Raw genomic sequence first — 17,517 nt, forward strand, 5'->3', positions numbered from 1 at the left:
ATTATACGCCTAACCTATTTACACAGTATAATGAGAATTACACATGCATTTTTAAGAATCAGCCTTTACATTCGCATAATAGAAAGAAGATGAAACAGACATGTTCGGCACCATTCTTTTGGACGTTGTTTTACCTATTTTTGTACTTATCGGTTTTGGTTGTATCATGCAATATTATTTTCGACTGGATTTGTATACCTTAGCTAAAATCAATTTTTACTATATCACCCCCGCAGTTGTGTTTACAGGTCTTTATAACTCGGAAATTTCTTTAATGCTCATGGGTGAGGTTTCACTTTTTTATGCCTTGTACATAGCTATTCTGTACGTAATCAGCACTACCGTCGCCAGATCTCTGAAATACAGCCCCGGAATGCGCGGAGCTTTTACAAATAGTGTGATGCTAGATAATTCAGGAAATTATGGTCTGCCAATCAATCAGTTGGTGTTCAAAGGTGACCCGTTGGCCATTTCCGTTCAAGCTCTGATTATGACCTTTCAAAGCTTTGTCACTTTTACATACGGCACTTTTGTTGTGCAAAACGGCAAGGCCAATACTCGAAAAATATTAATTAATTTTTTAAAAATGCCTGTTCCCTATGCGCTTGCGCTAGGTTTGCTCCTAAATCTGCTGCATAGTCCATTGCCTAATTTACTGGCTGAACCTTTGAATTATATTAGTCAGTCGATGGTTGCCGTGGCTCTGCTTACTTTGGGAGCACAAATTGTGCAATATCCCTTTCGTTTGCGCCGGACAGCCGTGTACATCAGTATGGTACTGCGCCTGATTGCTGGTCCAATGGTCGGTTTTATGCTCGTCTTGCTGTTGGGTCTTAAGGGGATTCCGGCTCAAGCCTTGCTCATTGCATCGGGTATGCCTACCGGCGTTAATACAAGTATTTTGGCGGAAGAATATAAAAATGAACCCGATTTTGCCGCACAAACAGTATTACTTTCTACGATTGTGAATGTCATTACGATGACACTGTTAATTTCAGCATCTCGGCATCTTGTTTGAGGTGTATGATAAATATAAAAAATGGATTAGAGACGCTTTTTGTCTAAGGACAGGAGCGTTTCTTTTTTGAGATAAAAGAACATATGTTCGTGTTAGTGTTTCTTTTTTCTACTTAAAGTGGTGTGTTTGTTTTGTGGAGATCGTATGCGAGAAAGAGTTTTTTTTCTATTATGAATTTTTCATATAGTGAAATAATTATATTATATAATTTGAATCTCTATTAGTAGCTGTTTTCAACTTGTCGTTGCTTTTTCCCCAAAAAAAGAATGCGGGACAACAGGTCGTCAAAAATAAAGCCAGCTCACTCATTAGAGTGGCTGACTTAGGATTATCCTTATTAAGGTTTAGGGCTCAATTCCCCATTGCTTGCTTCCAGACAGGTAAGCGGTTATTTTAGCAGAATCTTGTAAACTGTTTGCTGTGGGATTAAATGAATAATCATCGGTTTGTGTGTAACTGCTCCAGTCCTCTTTGGATATCCGGGTTTGCAACTCCACACTTTGACCGGGTTCTAAAGAACCCGCAGCCGATTTAAACCCGATTTCTGCATAAGAATCTGCCCCTGGCTTCGCATTGGATAATGTTTTGAAGCTAGCAATCACATTCCCTGTACCGACGCTCGACCAATCCGTGAAGAAATTTTGTGCTTTCTCCCCGTTAATGGTGTAATAATAACGCAATGTCACGTCTGCTAGGGAAATTGATGAGGTTCCCGTATTGGTTATTTTAAATTTGGAACTGATTGTATTGCTTGTGGCGGATACATTCCCATTGAAGGTTTGCACCTTCAGAACGCCCTCGCCTGTTCCCGGCTCACTTGGGTATCCTCTTTCACCGTAATCGTAAACAACGCATCATTGCCTGTACTAAAATGGAAGTTTAGTGCTGTCTCTCCTTTAGGAAGTTTAGATAAATACTTGTTGGTAAGAACGACTGTTTCTTCACTAAGCGTATAATCTTCACCTTTGTTCAACACCACACTCCCCTGCTTAATAGCTTCTAGCGTATTGCCGTTAAGTGTTAGCTTGACAGTAAGATCCGTATTGCTGGTATCCACTCCATAGGTTGCAGTCGTTGGTGTAATACTTGCTTGCCCGGTAGACGGCTGATCACCACCCACACGATCTGCCACCAGAATGCCGCGGCCATTCGTTCCCAGATAAGCACGTCCATAAACCCGAGGGTCCCCAATAATTTTGGTCACTCGAGCATATTGATGCTTGTCGTCATTAATGCGCGCCCAGTTTGCGCCAGCATCGTCCGAACGGTAAAATCCACGTGTACCATCAATTTTACCAACGATAAATACCGCTGCATTCGTACGGTTCGGCGCTGCCTTACCAAAGCCTACAAAATCCGCTTCCTGCACATTATCGAGTTTGGTGAATGTAACACCTGAATCCTTGGAATGCCATAAGCCGTATGGTCCTCCATCCTCGGAGCCTCCGGCGAACCACACATCTCCTTCTGCTCCTCGTACAGCATCAATATCAGCATTGCCTGCTGTCGGCAAGCCAGTTACCGCTGATGGCGTAAAGGATACGCCTCCATTGGTGCTCACATATATTTTCCCGGAGGCAAATGCGTAATATTTATTAGGGTTCACTCGGTCAGAGACGATCTTTGCATTCGCTGGAATCCCTGTGCTTGCTGTCCATGAGTTGCCGCCAGTTTTGGAGTAGAACACACCTTTGTCTGATGTACTCCACAGCAAGCCATTACCATCTGTTGCTACGGCGATGCTGCCTCCTCCTGCTGTACCGGAAGGCTCACTATTTGCTTTATACCAGTTGGCTCCTCCATCATTGGAAAAACCGATGGATTTGGCATTTGGATCTTTTTTATAATCCGCTTTACCTACTCGGGCCATAAAAGAAGGATTCAGCTCGGCATAATCAATGCTTTCGCTGCTTGTAAAGGTCGGATTATCCAGCATTTTAGCTGGAGCCTTGAATAAATCGTCATGTCTGAATCCAGAGACATCACCTACTGCGCTCACCAAAGGCGCGCCGGTTGGAGGGCTCACCAGATCCAAAATTGCCGTTTCCTCTACCCCTTTAGCGGCTACTGAAATATCCAGCTTTCCGCCTTTATCCCAATTGGTCAGATTTTTAGAGCCATAAATCGTAGCTCCGGTGCCGTACAACATATGGTCTGAATTAAATGGATCTATCTCCAGATCTCCAATCATCCACCCCAGCTTGGGCGATACTTCCGGTGGTGCAGGGTTGGCATTGAAAGTCAGCCAAGGCGCACCGCTTATATCCAGATTGTATTTCAGCTTACGAGACGGATAACCATCAAATTCCCAAATAGGATTCCAAGTTGCCCCACTATCAGTGCTGCGATAAATCGTTTCATCCGGCCACCAGGCATTCAACGTAGCAACCATGAGTGTACCTGGCTTCTGGGCATCCACCGTCAGTCCACCATATCCAAAATGATTGTCCGCACTACTGCTACCTATGGGGCTAATGTTAGTCCATTGCCCGCTTGCTGTATTCAATTTCCACAGTTCACCCTTTGATCCATCATATGGACCTGCTCCATCGCTATAAGAAATATATAGATTGCCGTCCGGTGATAACACACCGTGATGTGGCAAATAGCCCGTAGGCTGTCCCGCTATAGCAGACCAGGTTGTCCCGCCATCTGTACTGCGATAGACACTTTGCTTTTTATCTGCAACACCTACATAGATCGTCTGCGTTGCTTTACTGGAAGAGCCTGTTTTTTTGTCAAAGGTGATCCACGCTAAACCGACAATGTCGCTGGTATATTCATTGGAAGGGTCCTGTACATACGTCCCTGGATTCGGGAAACTGCTTACCTTGCTCCAAGTTGCTCCAAAATCAGAGCTTTTCCATAGTCCATTACCACTTCGAGCTCCAAAGAACAAAATATTATTTTTATTTGGATCAATCGTCAGACGTTCACCCATTGAACGCCCCGGCATATTGCCCCCCACCTTAAAAGGAAGCTTGGTTGTCTGCCACGTATTGCCCCTGTCGATGGAACGCATAATTTGCCCGTTTTGTTTATCCCATGAATTAGTATACGTACCTGTAGCTATATATACACGATTCGGATCAACAGAATCAGTCGCTAGTGCATCGACACCATTTTTGTTCCAATCCTCCCAGCCCACAGAATCCGTCAGCGGAATCCAACTCTCATTGGCAGCATTCCAGCGGTAAGCTCCTCCAATATCTGTACGGGCATAGATCAGGTCTTTTTCCGTTTCATTAAAAATAATGCCAGGTACAAAACCACCTCCTCCACCCGTAACCACACTTTTCCAACTGTAATCGTCACTTGGAGCAGCATGAGTCGGCGCTATCATTCCTGTCCAGGAAGCACCCGCTACCACAAGCGCCAAACAAGCAATTCTCAACCTGTTTTTTGCCTTAGTCAATGAATTCAACCTCCTTCTTCATTATCAATTGAATATGCGAGTCATTTTGAGATAAAAGTAATCAGCCGATTCTGAATTCGTTCCTATCGTTATCGTTGCTTCTCACAATTCTGACAAATGTCCTCTCAGACTCACCCCCATTCATTCCCAATAAATACGGTGCAACACTGGTTTTGTTAGCGCTTACATCGGTGTCTTGCTCAATAGATTCGTCATCTTTTTCCCATTTCCTTGTGCGAAAAATCAAGATAATACAATTTTATCTCCTGCTCCGCAGCTTATAATAGGAGGTTTGAACTTCCTTCAGAGTTAATACCTTTTATTTAATTCTATTATGAATTTTTCATATAGTGAATTAATTACTTAATTTTCATTCTTTATGGGTGTCAAAATACTTTGATTTACAACAAAAAACCGCGCTATGCGCGGTTCCAGCTTCGTTAATATGTCGTCAGTCATAAACATATGCCTATTATTGCAAGTATTCAAGCGCCAGTGCTAAAAAAATATGCCCTGAGACGAGCAATGCCCGCTCATCAAAATCAAAGTGAGGATGGTGATGAGCAAAATGCGTTCGTTCATCCTCATTGCGTGCACCCACATGAATGAAGGCTCCCGGTCGATGCTCCAAATAATAAGCAAAATCCTCTGCTCCCATGACCGGCTTCAAATCCAAAAAAGCGTCTGCTCCATACAGTCTGCCGATGAGCTCGCGTACACGTTCCGTTTCGGCTTCGGCATTCACCAAAGAAGGATAGCCATTCAGATAGTCAATTTCGTATCCGGCATGATAAGCCTCAGTCAACCCCTTGACGATACTGCGAATTTCATTCTCCACTTCCTTACGCACTTCCTTATTAAACGTACGTACGGTGCCTTCGATTTTGGCCTTATCTGCAATCACATTAAAGGCAGTTCCAGCTTGAAATACCCCAATCGTTAACACTGCTGATTCAATAGGGTCCACCCTGCGACTAACCACCTGCTGCAACCCGTTCACAATTTGACTGCCGATAACAATAGAGTCCACCGTCTGATGCGGTCGTGCGCCATGCCCGCCTTTACCGTTGATCTGGATCGTAAACGCGTCGACAGCTGCCATCGCAGGCCCACTCTTTAATCCAATTTTACCAAAAGGAATTTCAGATGCGAGGTGAATACCATATACCGCCTCTACCCCATCCAGACAGCCATCCTCAATCATAAACTTGGCTCCGCCAGGCGGTTTTTCTTCCGCATGTTGAAAAATAAACACAAGCTTTCCCTTCAGCGCCTCACGGTTATGACTCAACACGCGTGCCACTCCAAGTAACGCAGCCGTGTGACCATCATGTCCGCAGGCATGCATAACACCCGGAACGGTCGATTTATAAGGCACATCCTTTTCATCCTGAATGGGAAGTGCATCAAAATCAGCACGAAATGCAATCGTTCTACCTGGCTGACCGCCTTCTAAAAACCCGAGCACACCGTTTCCACCCACATTCGTTCTTACCTCAATACCAAAAGAGCGCAATTGATCGGCGATAAATGCAGACGTATTCGTTTCTTCAAAAGACAGCTCGGGATGCTGATGTAAATGTCTTCTCCACGCAATCAGCTCTTGTTCATCATCTTTTAATTCCTGAACCCATTTATCTAGCATAATGCCCTCTTTTCCTATTGAATTTATATACTTATATCCTTATCTTACCATGAACGGCCTGTAGAATGTAGCTCTCTTATCATACCGATAGCAGATCAAAGGAAGGGGTTGAACCTAGGCCGGGTAATGACAAGCGGCATAATGTCCTGTGCTAATCGCTGTCAGCTCAGGTGCTTCCTCACGACAACGCGAGGTCGCTAGTGGACAGCGGGTATGAAAACGACAGCCGGATGGCGGCTTCGCAGGCGAAGGAATCTCACCTTGTACCGTAATTAGCTCCCGACGGTTTTTCGGATTTGGGTTAGGTATCGAGTCAACAAGCCCCCGGGTATACGGATGGGCAGGATGCCTGAACAACTCGTCACTTGGCGCAATTTCTACAAGTTTCCCCAAGTACATAACCCCTATCCGATCTGAAATATGGCGGACAATGTGCAATCCGTGTGCAATAAACAAATAGGTTGTATCCAGCTTACGCTGTAAGTCCTGAAGCAGATTGACAATTTGCGCCTGAACGGAAACATCCAAAGCCGACACTGCCTCATCCGCCAAAATAAACTGCGGTTGCAGAGCAATGGCACGGGCTATCCCGATTCGCTGCCGCTGTCCTCCCGAAAATTCATGTGGAAACCGCGTAACCAGCGAAGGTGATAATCCAACAGCGCTCAGGAGTTCTTCCACCCGTTCCTGCTTTGCCTTGCCATACAACCCTTCATGAACCGCAAGCGGCTCCCCTATGATATCTCCCACATTCCACCGTGGATCAAGTGATCCGTAGGGGTCTTGAAAAATCATCTGCATATCACGGCGAACGGATCGCAACTCAGAATTTCCTAAACGTGTCAGCTCCCGATCCTGGAACCATACCTGCCCTGAGGTCGGACGTTCCAGCTGCATCAGCAGCCGGCCTAAAGTAGACTTACCGCTGCCGGATTCTCCGACCAATCCAAAGGTTTCGCCCTGCCGGATTGAGAACGATACATCATCCACCGCCCGGATCGAAGCACCCGTCCGACCGGGAAAGCTTTTTTTCACCGGATAATACTTGCGAATTCCATCCACTCTAAACAAGTCCTGCTTGTTCTGGACGGTTTCCGTGATAGTCTCATTGGATTTAGGCGAGTTCTTTACCTGTACGCCATGACTGCTCACCTTAGCCCCATCAACAGCAGATACGTTCGTCAATTCTTCCTTTACTTCGGTTGCCTTTGCAACAGCATTTGCCGTGATCTGCCCTTTCATTGATAGCTCTGTAATATGCCACTCGTCGGAGGCAGCCAATTGCTCCGAATGCCAGCAAGCTACCTCGCGTTCATCCTTGGTTGCCAGCGGTGGCGCTTCGTTTTTGCATTGATCTGTCGCATGCGGGCAACGCGGGTGAAACAAGCAGCCGGAAGGCAATGCACTCAGGCTCGGAATTGCCCCCGGGATCGAAAACAGCTTGCTGCTGCGATCTGTATCCAGTGTTGCCACCGAACGAAGTAACCCTCTAGTGTAAGGGTGCAATGGCAGCTCGAACAGTTCTTCCGTTACTGCTTGCTCCACAACTCGACCGGCATACATCACAACAATTCGATCCGCAACCTCTGCGGCAATACCCAAATCATGCGTAATCAACAGAATCGACATGTTGAATTCTGTCTTTAATTCCTGAAGCAATTGCAAAATTTGTGACTGAATCGTTACATCCAGCGCCGTTGTTGGTTCATCCGCTATTAGCAGCTCAGGGCCACATGAAAGTGCCATTGCAATCATCGCCCGTTGTAGCATCCCACCGGACAGCTCTCCGGGGTATTGCTTCATACGAATTTCCGGTTCAGGAATCCCTACCCTGTTCAGCAAATGAACCGCATGAGCCCATGCTTGCTTTCGTGTCTTCCGGTCATGCTCCATGATGATTTCTATCAGCTGATACCCGATAGTGTACACCGGATCAAACGCCGACATCGGCTCTTGAAATACCATCGCCATCTTTTTGCCACGAAGTGAGCGTAATTCCTGCTGTGACAAAACGGTCAAATCTATGCCCTGCAACCGTATTTGTCCTTGGGCAATTCGTCCGTTCTCATAATCGATTAGCCGCATAATCGCCTTGGAGGTAATCGTTTTTCCGCTGCCAGATTCACCGACGAGGCAGACCGTTTCTCCCGCCCTGATCGTCAGTGATACGTTGTCGAGTGCTTGCAGCAAACCTTTTTTAGTGTGAAAATCGACCGACAAATGTTCAATCTCCAGCAATGATGACAAACGAACTCCCTCCTTCTATAGCACTTAAGAATAGGCTTCCTGATGCTAGTTTGCGTTCTTTTTCGGGTCCAACTGGTCTCTCAGCTTGTCGCCCAAAATATTGACTGACAACACAAACAACGTAATGGCTAGGCCAGGAAAGGTACATATCCACCAAGCTACTGTCAAATATCCTCGTCCTTGAGACAATACTGTTCCCCAATCTGGAATTTCCTTTACCGTGCCAAGTCCCAGAAAGCTTAATCCCGATCCGGCCAAAATAGCGCTACCGATGCCAAGCGTCGCCATCACGAGCAAAGGGGACAAGGAATTAGGAAGCACATGACGCCAAAAGATGCCGAAAGGTGTAACTCCGATGGAACGCGAAGCAATGACGTAAGAACGTCCTTTTATACTCATAATTTGGCCTCGCATAACTCTTGCATAACCGGGGACAGCAGATATGGCTACCGCCAGCACAATATTGAACAAGCTTGGGCCAAGAGCCGCCGCAATCGCCAAAGCCAGCAGAATTCCGGGAATAGTCATCAAAATATCTATAAATCGCATCAGTATCGAATCCACTGTACCGCCAATGTAACCTGAGAGCGCACCAATAATTCCACCCACCAGACCGCCGACGAGTACCGACATAAAGCCAATAAATAGAGAATCCCGACTTCCGTGAACAACCAGACTGAATACATCCCGCCCAAAATAATCCGTTCCGAACCAGTGAGACGCACTTGGTCCTTGTAATATATGGTCGCTTAACATTTCTGTGGGTGCATAAGAAGCAATCCATTGCGGAAACGCCGCACAGACGATTACGAACACAATAATCAGTCCCGCCGCATATAAGAACCCATCCGACACTCCACCGAGCCGCCACCTTCCAGTTTGCCGAGCTACCCGCAGCTTTCTTTCCTTCCAAATTGTTTTGGCAGCCATTGTTTCTCTCAACCGACTTCCTCCTCCCTGAATCCTTCCGGCTTACGCCGAGCGTCTAACCCTTGGATCAATGAACGTATACGATATATCCACCAGCAGATTTACGATCACATACATGATGGCAGAGAACAATACAACTCCCTGCACAACTGGCAAGTCTTTAGCCATAATTGCGTCCGCAATTAAACGCCCAATGCCTTGCCGTGAAAATACCGTCTCACTCACAACTGCTCCGGCCAGCATTTCTCCCATCAGCATCCCGATCATCGTTATCGCTGGAATCAACGCATTGCGTAGCGCATGGCGATACATAATAACCTTCTCAGACAAACCCTTGGAACGGAGCGTTACGATGAACTGCTCATTAATGACTTCCAGCATACTGTTACGCACCATTCTGACAATGAACCCTGCACCGACAATGCCCAAAGTGAGAGACGGAAGCACAAGAGTTTTCCAACCGTCCGAGCCCATAGCAGGCAGCCATCCCAAGTGAATGGAGAAAATAAGCAACAGCAGAATGCCTGACCAGAATGTGGGCATAGAAATGCCGAACAATCCAACGATTCGAGCGATGATATCAATCGGTTTATCCCGATGAATGGCCGACAGCACTCCAAGCAGGACACCAATAATGACCGAAATAGCAGAACCGGCAAGCGTCAGCGCCAGTGTAGGCGGGAGATTGACCCATATTTTAGGCAGCACCGGATCAGCATTGAGCAGTGATTTTCCAAAATCACCTTGTAGCAGATTTCCGAAATAGTTCAAAAACTGAACATGAAAAGGCTGATCCACTCCCAGCTTATGACGCAAATTGGCGATCATCTCTGGCGTGGCCGTTGAAGGGTCAAGAATCGAATCCACCGGGTCCCCCGGGAGCAGATACAAAATGCTGAATACTAAAATGCAGGAACCCAGAATGACCAACAAAGAAGTAACCAGTCTTTCTGCAACAGCTCTGATCATAGCCCACACTCCTTCCTTACTGGATGGTCCCCAGAAATTATTTAGCAATACTATTTTTGAATACGCACATCGTTAAAGAGCGGATAACCCACTAAATCGAATTTGAGACCCTGCACTGACTTGGCTGCTCCAACCGTATAAGGGAAAACATAAATCGGAATGATGACGGCCTGATCACGTATTAGCTGTTGCACCTTTTTATAAATCTCCTCCCGCTTGGCATCGTCCTGTTCAATAGCTCCCTGCTCCAACAGCTTGTCGACCTCTGGATTGGAGAAGTTAGGAAGTGTAGGCCGCTGATTTGGTGCCGCTGTGTGGTAAAAAGCATATAAAGCGTTCGGGTCCACATTGACCTGGCTATTTCCGTAGAAATCATAGTTTCCGTTCGTATATACAACTGTTGCAATATCCTTGGTAATTTCAATCTTCACATCAACACCGATTTTCTTCAGCTGCTGCTGAATAATGGCTGCAATGTCGTTCCGTTTTTCACGGTTCGGTGTGCCGTCTACATAATGCAGCGTAAGACGTTGTCCATCCTTCACCCGGAAACCATCCGTTCCCTTAACCCACCCCAACTCATCCAGTAACTGATTGGCCTTGTTAAGATCAGGCTGCAAGCCGTTTTCCAGTGATTTATCATATCCAAAAATACCTGGAGTGAGTGGCGACCAAGCCTGTTCATAAGTTCCTAGATACAGCGTTTTGACGATCGTCCCCACATCAATACCATATTGCAATGCCTGCCTCGCCTTTAATTCATTCCACGGTGTCTTCTTTTGGTTAATGAACAGTGTATATGGCAATCCTAGGGTATTGACCTGCAACAATTGGAAATTAGGGTCACTCTTCAACGTCAAAATGTTCTGCGGTGGGACGGTTTCAGCGGCCAAAGCCTGCCCACTCTGCACACTGCCGATCCGGGTCGCCTCCTCCGGAACAATTTTAAAGGTCACGCTGTCCAAATACGGCGCTCCCTGATTCTCAATAGTTTCCGGTGCCCATTTGTAATCCGGGTTACGTTCGATTTTGATTTCTGCATTTTCGTCCCATTTTACAAACTTAAAGGGGCCTGTACCCACTGGATGCTTACCGAATTGATCTCCATATTTTCTAACTCCTGCTGGCGAAACAATAGTTACAGCCGGAACACTTAAATTGCTCAAAAATGCCTGCGATGGTCGTTTCAGATTCAATTTAATCGTGTATTCGTCAATCACCTGTGAGGATTCATAGGGAGCCAGCAAGTTAGCGGCATTACCTACTACGGCTTGCGGATCAATAATCCGATCATAGCTAAATTTGACGGCTTCCGCATTGAACGGAGTTCCGTCATGGAACTTAACATCCTTGCGCAGCTTGAATGTATAGCTTTTTCCATCCTCGGAAACGCTCCATTCGGTTGCCAGCCAAGGCTTAATCGTATTGTCCGGTAGCTTTACCACCAAGTTATCGAATATCGCACGATATACCCGAGATGCTACTGCCAATCCACTCTTATGCGGGTCCAGTGAATCCGGCGATGTTGCCAGTGCATAGGTAAGATCTCCACCTTCTGCAGCTTGCCCGCCTCCCGCTGCATTCGCCTCAGTATTCGTAGAATTGGCCCCGCTATTACCCGAGCATGCCGATAAGACCAGCACCATCGACAGGGTTAAAGCTACCATTTTTGCAAATCGACTTGTTCGTTTCACCTAAAAACACTCTCCGATCTGATGGGTGATGTTATGATTACATTGCATTTTTGGAGCCGATGTTTCATTGTTGATAATTCCAATGAGATATATATGAATTATGTTAATAACTGTATACCTGCGTTTTTATAGTGTCAATGCAGGTTCTAATTGGAATGCTCTATAGATGGATAGAAGACTTGAATTGACAACAAAAAAGAGCCGATAGGATACTCTCCCCGACTCTTTTTCATTACTTACTTTCTATTTCGAATTTTTCAGGTATTGAAAAACTGACTGATATTCCCTCTTATCGGATGTGTCTGTTCCCTGTACTCACCTTTCGTATAGCTTCCAATCACCTTACGCCAAAAGGACTGTGCCGGCCTATTCGTGCTCATTTGGGTCACCTTCCAACGTCCGTTAAAACGTCCAAACAGCTCATGAGCCGCCCAAGTCCCAACCCCATTATGCCGATAAGGACGAAGTACAAAGAACTCAGCCATGTAATAGTCAGCTTCTCGATTGCTGGACATTCGGTCAACGAGTGCAAAACCCACAGGAATATCCTGTCTCCAAATCAGAAAAGGTAGCTTCTGTTCACCGCTCGTCCAATATTGATACAAGTCTGGATAAGCCGGGAATGTCCCCTTCTCAGTGACATCAATTCGAAGATAGGCTGTAAAATCATATAAATAAAATTGCATGAGCTGTACAATAATGTCCTTTTGCGACTCCGGTACACTCTTAATAGACAGCTTCAGTTCCGATTTGATATTATACCCCATACTTTCACCTCTCTTGGCGGTTCAATCTGTTCTTTAACTTCGAATTACATCCCATCCAGTGCTGTTCAAAATATGCTAAAATACATATATATTATGACCGGACGAGGTGGAACTCAATGAATATACAAAAGATCATCGACCGGCGCAAACTAGATGAAAAAATGCCGGGATTACCATGGTACGTGCAGCAATTTATGGATTATAAGCTGCCCGACCTGTCCCCTTCCACATTACTAGAATATGTGCGGGATTACGAAGCTTTCTTTTCATGGCTTCGCGCGGAAGGCTTGTCCACCGGAGAAACGAATGCCCAAGTTACACTGGAAGAGTTGGAGACACTTCATATGGACAGTATTACAGGCTTTCGATTATTCCTGTCTACTAAGCGCGAAGGCTCCAACTCCCGTATTACCATTTCACGTAAGCTATCGTCTCTGCGTTCGCTTTTTCATTATTTAAGTCAGATCGCTGAGGATGAAAATTTTTATCCGTTGCTCAAACGCAACATTATGGCTAAGGTCGAAATCAAGCGTATACATAAACCCAAGGATACGGCGGCTAAGCTTAAAGGTAAAATACTGGAAGAGGAAGAACTGCTTGAATTCATCGGTTATATTTATGAAGGCTATGGTCAAGATTTGGCCGATAACAAGCAGGCTTTATACTCCTATGAACTAAATAAGGAACGGGATGCCTGCATCGCCAGCCTCATTCTGAACTCAGGCCTGCGCGTATCTGAAATCGTCAATCTGAATCTGGACGATTTAGACATAAACAATAAACTATTATATGTGTACCGCAAAGGCAATAACGACGAAACCTTTAAAACGCCGGTGTATTTCCGCGAGCAATCCAAAGATGATCTCGTACTTTATTTGTCCCTGAGACATACCCGTTACCGCGCTCCAAAAAAAGAAAAGGCTTTCTTTGTCACACGTCCTAACGGCAGTACAGAAGGCAAACGAATGACCAAAAGAGCGATTCAGGCAATGATCATTAAGTACGCCAAACGGTTCGGCAAGCCTTACCTTACCGTGCATAAGCTTCGTCATTCCTTTGCTACTGACTATTATTTACAAAATGATATTTACAAAACAAAGGAACAGCTGGGGCACGCTTCGACAGAAACAACAGAAGTGTATGCTCACCTGACTGACAAAACCATGTCTCAGGCGATCGAACGGCGGGTAGAGACTCTAACCGACTCAGCCGATTGATGTCTCACCCCTGCTCATTCCTCATTCCTTCTATCTGCTTTTGAATCTGTTCGAGTAGCCAGCGGCCTGCGGGTCCGTTGGCCTCGGCAGGAAATATCTGTATCATTTCATCTGAGTAGTGACCTTGAGCCCAATCCATTTGATGCTCCCAAACCGCTACTCCCTGTACATTTGTCAGCTTATCGGTAAGCTGAGCATCCGATTGTTCCCGCACCATGACCAGCTTCGGATAATCCTCTTGCTTGAAGCCTTCTAGCAACACACAATCATAGGCCTGAAAATGCCGGATCAGTCCGGTGACAGGCTGACTATTCTCCTCTAAAATGGCTGTTCTTCCAGCCGAAACAATAGCTATGCCTTCAGCACCCGCCTGTCGGTGCTTGAACGTATCTGTACCCTCATGATCCATTTCAAATTCATGTCCATCATGCTTAATCACTGCTACGCGTAGACCTGACTTCTGCACATAACGAATCAATCCTCCGAGAAAGGTCGTTTTTCCCGTATTTTTGAATCCGACGATTTGACATACAAATGGATGTTTCGTATTCACGTCACCTGTCCACCTTGTAACACCAGTACACGCACCTCTTCACCTTCGCGTAATCCTTCTGTTGTGGGAGGAATCACGATCAGACAGTCGCTGTCCTTAATGGTCACCATGACACTGGATTCATCTACTCGCGCAGGAATCGCGTATACTTGTCCACCATGTATCTCCAGAGAGCTGCGTACAAAGCGTGTATAGTTGTTTACCTTCGTATAATCTGCACCTAACTTCGCCGTCCAGGTTTGTAAATATGGATGTGCCGAAGATAACATCATTTGGATCGTCGGCCGTACAAACAGCTCACAGCCTACAAAGCACGCGCCGGGGTTGCCTGAAAGCGCAAATAACAGCTTGCCGTCAATCACTGCGGCTGTGGTCACACTTCCTGGACGCATCGTAACCTTGTTGAACAGCATATTCACATCTTCTTGTCGTACCAGATCACCCATAATATCAAAATCCCCCACCGATACTCCTCCACTCGTGACCACGATATCATAGGCAGCTATCGCTTCACGTACAGAAGTACGGGCAAGGCTCAAATCATCATGAATGGCTTGTAAAATAAACGGATCTCCTCCTGCCTCTCTAATTTGAGAAGCCAACATATATGTATTACTGTTTCGAATTTTCCCCGGTTGTAACGGCTCATCCACTGCAAGTAATTCCGATCCTGTAGAAAAAACGGCCACCTTTGGCTTCCTGTAAACAGGTACCCGGTGTACTCCAAAAGTAGCCAGTACCGAGATGTGCCCTGCTCCCAGGCAGGTTCCCTTACTAAGCAAAAGCCGACCTTCCTGAATCTCATGACCAATCTGTGTCACATTTTTGCCAACTTCTATACGCTTCTTCAAGCCGACATATGTCTGTGCGTTTTCCTCACGCAGCTGTGTCGCTTCCAGCATGACAACCGTGTCCGCTCCTTCAGGTAATTGCGCTCCTGTCATGATGCGGGCAGCCATTCCAGTCTCCACCCGCTTGTCCGATACGGTGCCACATGGAATTTCATCAATCACATGTAGCCAGATTTCCTGACCGGATGAGCACACTTCGGTGTCCGAGCCTAGGATCGCATAACCGTCCATACCTGACCGACGAAAACGGGGATACGGGTGTGGTGCGGTCAAATCCATCGCCAAATAACGTCCATGCGCCTGCTCCAGCTCTACGTCTTCCCTTTCACCCTGTTTAACATAGCTAGCTATCCTGCTTTGTGCCTCTTCCACCTGAACTGCTTTACGCTGGAATTTTTCTGCGTTCAATGATGTATGATTCATAATCTCACTCCGTTCTTCTAAAATGCCCTCTTTCTGTTATAACGCTAAAACCGTTATCTGGCAAATCGGGAGGGGGTGTTTAGATCTTCGACTTCGGTTGCTTTTACCCCTATTGACAGTCTAAGTATGTATGGCAATAAAAATAACCCGTGAATTCTACGGGTCATTTCTATAACTTTTTAAGTGCTTTAAGCTTATTATGAGACATAGAGCAAGTGAAGTCAGATTCTTCGAATCGTACCTCCAAATGCGTTAGACTCGATCTCACAAAACCAAGTCGTGATAGCTGAAAAGCTTCCTTGCAAGTCTGTGCGGTTAGCCCGATCGTATAAAAGCAATGCCCCAAATTGAAAACGCGATACTTCATCAGTTCTTTTCATTTTTCTTAAGCTCAGCCGGTATCGGTTTAGCACCAAATACTGTTTTTTCATTTTTGGTAGATTCGTTAGCGTATTTTCCCAGTCTTATATTTAAAACTCTCGCCAATCTCTTATCCATTTTCGTTCACCTCCTTTCCATAAAGGAAGAATGCTGAATGCTTGAATAGCTAAAGCTAAGCATATTATGTGGGACTGTATAAAAAAATTCACTGCGCAAACCAAAACACATACCGTTTTATAATATTTGTGGTTATTGGTCTTATGAATATAAATAAAATGATTGGGTGCATAAACTAAAAACACTAATATTGAACAAGCATTAATAATTGAAATTGTAGATAAATTTAAAGAGACGAAGGGTATAGTTACACATATTACCGTTGTAAAACAGACACAAAATGTAAGATTGCTGAAGTGTGCCCCTCCTGAAAATCTTCTTACAAACATGATAGTAACCAGAGCAAATAACGATCCCCAAAAATGCCCGGTCATCCAAGCGATAACCGCAACCATTAGTATTGATGATACTTCGGTAATTTTTATACCAAGCGCATACTCCATCACTTCTACACTTGTTGGACCATCAGGATCAGCTTTTTTTATTTCCGTTGCGATGTACCTTGATAGCGCTTCTAGCACCCTCGTAATCTCCTCTCTCTGAAAAGAAATACGACAAGCCGAAAGTAAGCAATGAAATGGATAGTAATCCTATGGTATTTGAGCTATAGAGCATATACAAAGTAATAAAAATGGTGGCAGCTGATATTAGAGCACCTAGAATCAACAGCTTATTTAGGGACGATAAGTAATTTTCAGCTCTTAAAAAATCATGTGGAGGCTGAATTATAAACGAGAATCCAAAGTTATATTTTCCCATCACAAAAGAAATAAAGTACGCAATAATAATAGAAGATAACTGAATAACGTAAATAGAAGAGCCAGAAGTATCATTAATAACACCTGGTTCTGCTACGCCGAAAAAATTCGCAAACAGAAATACAAATAGTTGTAGGTTAATGTAGGCCGTTAGACCAGAACCAGCAGAAAAAGCTGCTAGATGGGTTTTGATCCCTAAACCGAATCTAAAAAAGATAACCATTAACAAATACTGAAGCGGCAAATCTAATTTAGGCAAGCCTATAACTTCCCTCATTAGAAAGGAAAACAAAGCTATGCCAATTCCATAAAATAATATTTTTCTACGATATTCCCTCACGGGAAGCATATAAAGCTTTAAGACCAAAATAACAGCGGCCAAAGCATCGAATACACCAAGTAATATATATAAAAAAGCAGATAACACAGATACACCATCCTCTTATTTCGCCTGTTGTAATTGTATATTTTACTATTAGATGTGGCAATGAAATAATCTAGTAAACTGGTAATATTTGTTTTTATGTAAGGT

The 17,517-nt window shown here is 45.0% G+C and carries 13 protein-coding genes and 1 pseudogene; 2 read left to right on the plus strand and 12 right to left on the minus strand.

Features of this window, described 5'->3' with window-relative positions:
* Positions 1–100 precede the first annotated feature (100 nt).
* Positions 101–1,018, plus strand: coding sequence for an AEC family transporter (locus MKX30_RS01915; protein ID WP_075154260.1), 918 nt, complete (start codon positions 101–103; stop codon positions 1,016–1,018).
* Positions 1,019–1,362: 344 nt separating this feature from the next.
* Here the strand turns inward: MKX30_RS01915 and MKX30_RS01920 are convergent.
* The 7 genes and pseudogenes from MKX30_RS01920 to MKX30_RS01950 all read right to left on the minus strand — a co-directional run bounded on the left by MKX30_RS01920 (position 1,363) and on the right by MKX30_RS01950 (position 12,685).
* A pseudogene (locus tag MKX30_RS01920) lies at positions 1,363–4,433 on the minus strand (X2-like carbohydrate binding domain-containing protein).
* A 472-nt stretch (positions 4,434–4,905) separates the two neighbouring features.
* The gene (locus MKX30_RS01925; protein ID WP_068942589.1) at positions 4,906–6,078 is read right to left on the minus strand and encodes a M20 metallopeptidase family protein; all 1,173 of its coding nucleotides are present in this window, start codon (positions 6,076–6,078) and stop codon (positions 4,906–4,908) included.
* Positions 6,079–6,192: 114 nt separating this feature from the next.
* Positions 6,193–8,325: an ABC transporter ATP-binding protein gene (locus MKX30_RS01930; protein WP_341062387.1), complete on the minus strand. Its 2,133-nt coding sequence runs from the start codon at positions 8,323–8,325 to the stop codon at positions 6,193–6,195.
* A gap of 45 nt (positions 8,326–8,370) precedes the next feature.
* Positions 8,371–9,267: an ABC transporter permease gene (locus MKX30_RS01935; RefSeq protein ID WP_053325585.1), complete on the minus strand. Its 897-nt coding sequence runs from the start codon at positions 9,265–9,267 to the stop codon at positions 8,371–8,373.
* Positions 9,268–9,297: 30 nt separating this feature from the next.
* Complete coding sequence (locus MKX30_RS01940) at positions 9,298–10,224, minus strand: ABC transporter permease (protein WP_023988940.1); 927 nt, start codon at positions 10,222–10,224, stop codon at positions 9,298–9,300.
* A gap of 50 nt (positions 10,225–10,274) precedes the next feature.
* The gene (locus MKX30_RS01945) at positions 10,275–11,891 is read right to left on the minus strand and encodes an ABC transporter substrate-binding protein (RefSeq protein ID WP_445671559.1); all 1,617 of its coding nucleotides are present in this window, start codon (positions 11,889–11,891) and stop codon (positions 10,275–10,277) included.
* A 284-nt stretch (positions 11,892–12,175) separates the two neighbouring features.
* Entirely contained in the window at positions 12,176–12,685 is a 510-nt protein-coding gene (locus tag MKX30_RS01950; protein ID WP_028541692.1) for a GNAT family N-acetyltransferase, read from the minus strand.
* Between the two features lie 116 nt (positions 12,686–12,801).
* On the opposite strand from MKX30_RS01950, the gene xerS reads away from it, so the two are divergent.
* The gene (xerS, locus tag MKX30_RS01955; protein ID WP_341062389.1) at positions 12,802–13,902 is read left to right on the plus strand and encodes a tyrosine recombinase XerS; all 1,101 of its coding nucleotides are present in this window, start codon (positions 12,802–12,804) and stop codon (positions 13,900–13,902) included.
* 4 nt (positions 13,903–13,906) lie between these two features.
* Here xerS and mobB read toward each other — a convergent pair whose 3' ends face one another.
* The 5 genes from mobB to MKX30_RS01980 all read right to left on the minus strand — a co-directional run bounded on the left by mobB (position 13,907) and on the right by MKX30_RS01980 (position 17,412).
* Complete coding sequence (gene mobB, locus MKX30_RS01960) at positions 13,907–14,455, minus strand: molybdopterin-guanine dinucleotide biosynthesis protein B (protein WP_028541693.1); 549 nt, start codon at positions 14,453–14,455, stop codon at positions 13,907–13,909.
* A complete protein-coding gene (locus MKX30_RS01965) occupies positions 14,452–15,729 on the minus strand; it encodes a molybdopterin molybdotransferase MoeA (protein WP_341062391.1) in 1,278 nt (425 codons plus the stop codon). The genes mobB and MKX30_RS01965 overlap by 4 nt, the downstream gene beginning before the upstream one ends.
* A gap of 366 nt (positions 15,730–16,095) precedes the next feature.
* On the minus strand, positions 16,096–16,227 hold the full coding sequence (locus MKX30_RS01970; RefSeq protein WP_256026492.1) for a hypothetical protein: 132 nt from the start codon (positions 16,225–16,227) through the stop codon (positions 16,096–16,098).
* Positions 16,200–16,748: an accessory gene regulator ArgB-like protein gene (locus MKX30_RS01975; RefSeq protein WP_071558668.1), complete on the minus strand. Its 549-nt coding sequence runs from the start codon at positions 16,746–16,748 to the stop codon at positions 16,200–16,202. The genes MKX30_RS01970 and MKX30_RS01975 overlap by 28 nt, the downstream gene beginning before the upstream one ends.
* The gene (locus MKX30_RS01980; protein ID WP_341062393.1) at positions 16,699–17,412 is read right to left on the minus strand and encodes a hypothetical protein; all 714 of its coding nucleotides are present in this window, start codon (positions 17,410–17,412) and stop codon (positions 16,699–16,701) included. The genes MKX30_RS01975 and MKX30_RS01980 overlap by 50 nt, the downstream gene beginning before the upstream one ends.
* Positions 17,413–17,517 lie beyond the last annotated feature (105 nt).

This window comes from Paenibacillus sp. FSL P2-0173, from assembly GCF_038008045.1.
In the GTDB taxonomy this organism is placed as follows: Bacteria; Bacillota; Bacilli; order Paenibacillales; family Paenibacillaceae; genus Paenibacillus; species Paenibacillus polymyxa_B.

What these genes read in the sequence shown, in the direction of transcription:
- MKX30_RS01915 (WP_075154260.1), top strand. Translation starts at nt 101, where the DNA reads ATGTTCGGCACCATTCTTTTGGACGTTGTTTTACCTATTTTTGTACTT.
- MKX30_RS01925 (WP_068942589.1), bottom strand. Translation starts at nt 6,078, where the DNA reads ATGCTAGATAAATGGGTTCAGGAATTAAAAGATGATGAACAAGAGCTG.
- MKX30_RS01940 (WP_023988940.1), bottom strand. Translation starts at nt 10,224, where the DNA reads ATGATCAGAGCTGTTGCAGAAAGACTGGTTACTTCTTTGTTGGTCATT.
- MKX30_RS01945 (WP_445671559.1), bottom strand. Translation starts at nt 11,891, where the DNA reads ATGGTAGCTTTAACCCTGTCGATGGTGCTGGTCTTATCGGCATGCTCG.
- MKX30_RS01950 (WP_028541692.1), bottom strand. Translation starts at nt 12,685, where the DNA reads ATGGGGTATAATATCAAATCGGAACTGAAGCTGTCTATTAAGAGTGTA.
- xerS (WP_341062389.1), top strand. Translation starts at nt 12,802, where the DNA reads ATGAATATACAAAAGATCATCGACCGGCGCAAACTAGATGAAAAAATG.
- MKX30_RS01965 (WP_341062391.1), bottom strand. Translation starts at nt 15,729, where the DNA reads ATGAATCATACATCATTGAACGCAGAAAAATTCCAGCGTAAAGCAGTT.
- MKX30_RS01970 (WP_256026492.1), bottom strand. Translation starts at nt 16,227, where the DNA reads ATGGATAAGAGATTGGCGAGAGTTTTAAATATAAGACTGGGAAAATAC.